Here is a 5,977-nt window from a genome sequence, read left to right as displayed (position 1 = left end):
TATTAGTTCGTTCAGGAGTAGGTCGTGACCCTTCAACAGGTTCTATTACAACCCCTATTTACCAAGCATCAACATTTGCTCATCCTGCTTTAGGGCAAAGTACAGGATTTGACTATGCACGTACGGCAAATCCTACTCGTACAGCATTGGAAGAAGCAATTGCTGCTTTGGAAAAAGGAGAAGTAGGAGTAGCATTCGCTTCAGGAATGGCGGGTGTAATGGCAGTTTTAGCACTATTTAAAAACGGAGATCATTTAATTGTATCAGAGGATTTATACGGAGGAACGTACCGAGTACTAAATGAAATTTTTTCAGAGCAAGGAATTACTGTTTCGTACGTCAACACAGCCCATCTCGAACAAGTAAAAGATGCGCTTCGTCCCAATACGAAAGCTTTATTTATTGAAACACCTACGAATCCAATGATGCACGTGACTGATTTGCCAGAAGCAATTGCGTTAGCTAAACAGCATGATTTGCTTACCATCGTTGACAATACCTTCATGTCCCCTTATTATCAGCGTCCTTTAGAGCTTGGAGCAGATATTGTGATACATAGTGCAAGCAAATACATTGGGGGTCATAATGATGTAGTTGCTGGTCTTGTAGTCGCTCGATGTAGTAGCTTAGGAGAGAAAATTCGTTTTTATCAAAATGCAGCTGGGGCAATCTTAGGTCCACAGGATAGCTGGCTGTTATTACGCGGTGTTAAAACGCTAGCGCTTCGTATGGAAAAGCATAATGAAAACGCACTGAAAATTGCAAATTGGCTTACTGCTCATGATCTCGTGGAAAAAGTGTATTACCCTGGTCTTGAAACACATCCAGGCTATGAAATCATGAAGAAACAAGCAACTGGATTTGGAGGCATGATTTCTTTTGCTGTCTCACACCCTGACATCGTGTCAGTACTTTTAGAAAATGTCAAAGTTATTACATTTGCAGAAAGCTTAGGAGGCGTGGAAAGTTTAATGACATTCCCAGCTCGTCAAACACATGCTGATATTCCGGAAGAAATTCGAAATCGTGTCGGAGTAACAAACTGTTTACTGCGGTTATCAGTTGGAATTGAGCACGCAGATGATTTAATTAAAGATTTGAAGGAGGCATTTGATGCATACCAACAATAATAAACATAGATTTGGTACGAACTTAATTCATGCAAATACAGGAATTGACGGTCATTTTGGAGCGGTTAACGTACCTATTTATCAGGTATCTACATTTAACCAAGAAGATGAGACGAACAACGGCCGCTATGACTATTCTCGTTCAGGAAATCCAACTCGTGAGGCTTTAGAAAACACCATTGCTCAGCTAGAAAATGGATACGCTGGTTTTGCTTTTTCATCAGGTATGGCTGCTATCTCATCGGTGTTATCTATTTTTGAATCAGGGGATGAAATTTTAGTTTCACATGATACGTACGGCGGGACATATCGTGTATTAACACGATTATTTTCAAAGTTTGGTATCAAAACAACTTTTGTTGATACAACGAAGGTTGAGAAAGTAGAAGAAGCTATCACAAAAGATACGAAGGCTATTTATATCGAAAGCCCTTCAAATCCATTTTTACAGGTAACGGATATTAAAGCAGTAGCAAGTTTGGCGAAGGAGCGCAACCTCCTTACAATTGTGGATAACACGTTTTTAACACCTTATCTACAGCAGCCGATTGACCTTGGTGTAAATATTGTGATTCATAGTGCTACAAAATATCTCAGCGGTCACAGTGACGTCATTGGCGGTCTAGTTGTGGTAAGCGATGAAAAGCTAGCAGAAGAAGTAAAGTTTGTACAAAATGCTTTTGGTGCTATCTTAGGACCGCAGGATTGTTTTTTACTGCTTCGAGGAATTAAGACATTAAAAGTTCGTTTAGATCAGCAGTTAAAAACAGCGCTRCAGTTTGCAAAGTGGCTTGAAGAACAATCTCTAGTGAGCCGTGTATACTACCCGGGCTTAAAAAGTCATCCGGACCACAAACTGATTTCAGAACAAGCAAATGGATACGGAGCTATGATTTCTTTCCAAGTACAGGATGAAAAAGTAGCGCGACATATTTTACAAGGAGTCAAATTGGCTTCAATTGGCGTTAGTCTAGGTGCAGTTGAATCCATTCTAACTCATCCTGCAACAATGTCTCATGCGAGTATCCCAAAAGAAGTGCGTGAAGAAAAAGGAATTACTGATTCACTTCTTCGCCTTTCAGTAGGGTTAGAGGAATTTGAGGATTTGAAGCAAGACTTTAACGCTGTTTTTCAAAGCTTAGAAGAAAAGGCGTTAATTAAATAAAGAAAAGAGACTGGGACAAAAGTATTGTAGTTAAAGTTAAACAAGAACTATTAATCAAAATTACTGATTAATAGTTCTTGTTTTTTGTTGTCACGGTGAACGTAGGTTTCATCTATTTCGTTGCTTCTAGCGGTTCAGTTCCTTTATCCCATTTGTTCGTCTTTACACTGGATTGATATCCGTTATATACAGCTATCTAAAAGGTTTGTGTATAGGGACGTAAGCGCAACTTTTTCATCAGAGGAAAGACTGCTGCTTAGAATTCTTTTTATGCCAAGGTGATATTTTACATACGGTGTTTGCCGGACGCGTGGATGAGTCATTTCATCTTTTAAATCCTTCATAATGGCTTCGTGAAGCTGATCTTCACTTGTCATGGCTTGTTTAGAAGCGAACGAACGGTTCAACCATAGGGTTTGATAAGCTGCTAGTAAATGTTCAGAAGTCATTGTGCAAAGAGCTCCTTTAGATTAGTTTCTTCATTATAATAATCTATAGTTTACCATAAGTATTAATACGTGTACGTAACTTTTACAGAAGCAGATACAGTCAAGGACTGAGCTTGAATAGGGGGAGAGGCTGCTAATAACTTAGGCGAGGAGCCAGATGACTGATAGACGGGGCCTTCTTCGATTAAAATGGGGATTTGGTTAATAGGGAGCTGCAGCGTGTTGGCAATGGTAAAGGCCTTTTCTTTAGCGTTAAGCAAAGCTTTACTTATCGCTTCTTGTTCATATTTATCATCATTTGTAACGTGGAATTGAAGATCTTGCGCTACGTTGGCTCCGCTTGAAAAAGTAGCGTTATAGACATCGCCAGCTTGTTTTACATCTTGTACTCTTACTCTAAATAAGTGCTGTACTTCGTATCCTGTAAGAGTCGATTTTCCATCACTGTAATCATATTTAGGATTTATGGTGAACGAAGCTGTTTCAATTTGCTGGTCATTGATTCCAAGTTTTTTTATTTCTTGCAGCAAAGTATTTGAAACAGCTGAATTTTCTTTTAAGGCTTCTTGAACGTCTCGGTTTTCCGTGCGGGTTCCAATCGTCATGGAAATTTCATTTGGAACTGCTGAAACACTTCCTTCACCAATTACTTTAATTTCTCTATTTTGTGTATCTACGCGCAGTTGCTGTGTAGGTTCGTAAGGGAAATAAGAATGTTGCATGTAAAAACCCTCCTTAATCTGTCTTTAGTACATATATATGACAACATGGCTTGCATTAAAAGCAAAAAGTACACAAGTTACGACTTGTGTACTTTTTTTACTATTTTGTATGCTGTTCTAATACGCTTTCCATGTTTCTAAATTGATCTTCTACAGCTTTTGAAGGCTTTTTTGTTAACAGACTTACTACAATAACAGCCAGCAAGCTTAAGAAAAATCCAGGAATCATTTCGTAAAGGGCATCCTTCAATGGAGTATTTACCCAAATTAATACTGTAGCAGCACCTACAATCATCCCTGCAAGTGCTCCCCATCGAGTCATACGTTTCCAGTAAAGACTTAGTAAAATAGCAGGACCAAAAGCTGAACCAAATCCAGCCCAAGCATATCCAACCAGTCCTAAAATCGTATCACTAGGTTTTAAAGAAAGCAAAATGCCGATAATTGCAACACCTAAAACCGCAGCTCTTCCAACCGTTACAAGCTCTTTGTCAGAGGCCTTGCGTCGGAAAAATGTTTTATAAAAGTCTTCTGTAACAGAGCTTGCCGTTACAAGCAGCTGAGAAGAAATGGTACTCATAATTGCCGCTAGTAAAGCTGCATATAAGAATCCAGTAATTAACGGATTGAAGAGTATATCCGCAAATTTAATAAAAATAGTTTCAGGATCTGCTAATTTCATACCTGTTTTTTCTACATATGCAATCCCAACAAGTCCTGTCAGCATAGCACCAATAATAGAAATAATCATCCAGCTCATTCCAATACGACGTGCGGGTTTTAACTCCTTAACAGAAGAGATAGCCATAAAGCGAACGATAATATGAGGCTGTCCGAAATAGCCAAGTCCCCAGGCTAAGAAAGATATAATACCTAAAACGGTCGTACCTTTAAAAATGTCAAGGTATGCTGGATTAATGTCCTGTACAATATCTATTGTTGTGTTAACGCCTCCAACATTGGTGAAAGCTACAATAGGTACTAAAACTAAGGCAAGAAACATAATAACACCTTGAACAAAATCTGTTAAACTAACGGCTAAAAATCCACCGAAAAGGGTGTAGGCAATAACAACAGATGCTGTTACAAATAAGCCAATTTGATAATTCACACCAAATGCCGATTCGAACAATCGTCCGCCTGATACCATACCAGCTGAAGTGTAAAGAGTGAAGAAAATAAAGATAACAATCGCTGATACTGTTCGAAGAATCTTGGCATGGTCGCCAAAGCGATTTTCAAAAAAGTCTGGAATTGTAATGGAGTCATTCGCTACTTCCGTATAAGTGCGAAGACGCGGAGCGAGGATTAAATAATTTAAATAAGCACCAATAGATAAACCTACTGCAAGCCATAAACTTGAAAGACCTGTCACATACATGGATCCTGGAAGCCCCATTAACATCCATCCACTCATATCTGAAGCGCCAGCTGAAAGCGCAGTAACGGCCGGACCTAGTCCGCGTCCGCCTAGCATGTAACCCGATACGTCCTGAGTTGTTTTTGTGTAGGCATACCATCCTATTCCAAGCATTCCTACAAAATAAATGCCCAGTGAAATATAAACACCAATATCCACCAAATCTCCCCTTTATGCATTTTTTATGCATGAAACGAGCAGTGCTCGCCATGCAAACATCTTATGGTTTCTAAAACTAACAAACTTTTCCCTTACTATCAACCCACAAAACCGTAAATTACCTAAGTCTAAAATCCCCTAAACCTTTATATTATAGAAATGAAAACGTTTTCAAAATAAAGTAAAATAAAAATATTCAGAAATTTACAAGCGCATTTTTTATGCAATATTTTATGCAAAAAATAAAATAAAAAGAGCATTTCGTAAAATGCTCTTTTGACATTCATGTATATTAGCGTGAGTTCGGGAATACGCGGCGAACAACTTCTGAAAACTCATCAAACAGTCCAGAGACTGGTTTGCCGGTTTGAAGCTTGTCTACATATCCGTTCATACGGTTTACAAAGTCAGGGTTTGTTGATACAAACACTCGATGAACACTGCCGTCAGCTTTTCTCACTTCATGTGCGATCTTATGCTCCATATCTTTTGTGAGATTACCTTCTTTGTTATCGTCTAATACAGCTGCTACGTAAGCTGTATGATCGGTTACGATTACGTTAGCATCTTTAACGTTTTTTAATGCTACGATACGATCAGCCGCCACATCGGCTACTCTCATTCCGCCTGACTGGTTATATTGTTCTTTTTCGTTACGCTGTACATCTTGCGTATCGTTCACGTCATTCATTTTCGTTTTATTGTTTCCATTTTCATATGTGACGTTGCGGACTGTATTATCATCAATGACGCCATCTTTACCTTGATCTGCTGTGCTGCAGCCGAATAAAGAAAGGGTCGTCATGCAGCCTACAACAAACAAAAACGATTTCTTCATAGTATCACTCCTTATAAGTTTTAACCTTTCTTATAATTTGTTAAAAATGTGTGAAGCATACATGAAAAATATAAAAAAGCCTATACTATCGAAA

At 38.7% G+C, this 5,977-nt stretch carries 6 protein-coding genes; 2 read left to right on the top strand and 4 right to left on the bottom strand.

Annotated features, from left to right (window positions below; translation table 11 throughout):
* Positions 1 to 1,130: trans-sulfuration enzyme family protein (locus AC1DRF_RS14690; RefSeq protein ID WP_477741012.1), on the top strand; the 1,130-nt coding region annotated here is incomplete at its 5' end.
* Positions 1,114 to 2,295 carry a trans-sulfuration enzyme family protein gene (locus tag AC1DRF_RS14685; protein ID WP_043979474.1) on the top strand — a complete coding sequence of 394 codons (1,182 nt, stop codon included), beginning with the start codon at positions 1,114 to 1,116 and terminating at the stop codon, positions 2,293 to 2,295. The genes AC1DRF_RS14690 and AC1DRF_RS14685, both read left to right, overlap by 17 nt.
* A 182-nt stretch (positions 2,296 to 2,477) precedes the next feature.
* Here the strand turns inward: AC1DRF_RS14685 and AC1DRF_RS14680 are convergent, their stop codons facing one another.
* From AC1DRF_RS14680 to AC1DRF_RS14665, 4 genes are all read right to left on the bottom strand, one after another.
* Positions 2,478 to 2,744 carry a hypothetical protein gene (locus tag AC1DRF_RS14680; RefSeq protein ID WP_230184577.1) on the bottom strand — a complete coding sequence of 89 codons (267 nt, stop codon included), beginning with the start codon at positions 2,742 to 2,744 and terminating at the stop codon, positions 2,478 to 2,480.
* 62 nt (positions 2,745 to 2,806) lie between these two features.
* Positions 2,807 to 3,466: an SIMPL domain-containing protein gene (locus tag AC1DRF_RS14675; protein ID WP_016763472.1), complete on the bottom strand. Its 660-nt coding sequence runs from the start codon at positions 3,464 to 3,466 to the stop codon at positions 2,807 to 2,809.
* Between the two features lie 100 nt (positions 3,467 to 3,566).
* The gene (gene putP / locus AC1DRF_RS14670; protein ID WP_372482328.1) at positions 3,567 to 5,000 is read right to left on the bottom strand and encodes a sodium/proline symporter PutP; all 1,434 of its coding nucleotides are present in this window, start codon (positions 4,998 to 5,000) and stop codon (positions 3,567 to 3,569) included.
* Positions 5,001 to 5,337: 337 nt separating this feature from the next.
* Positions 5,338 to 5,883, bottom strand: a complete 546-nt coding sequence (locus tag AC1DRF_RS14665) for a YhcN/YlaJ family sporulation lipoprotein (protein WP_014460948.1) — start codon at positions 5,881 to 5,883, stop codon at positions 5,338 to 5,340.
* Between the last annotated feature and the right edge of the window lie 94 nt (positions 5,884 to 5,977).

The organism is Priestia sp. P5_B4 (genome assembly GCF_056400385.1).
The sequence above is the reverse complement of the archived record's forward strand: the minus strand, read 5'-3'. Positions and strand labels throughout refer to the sequence as shown.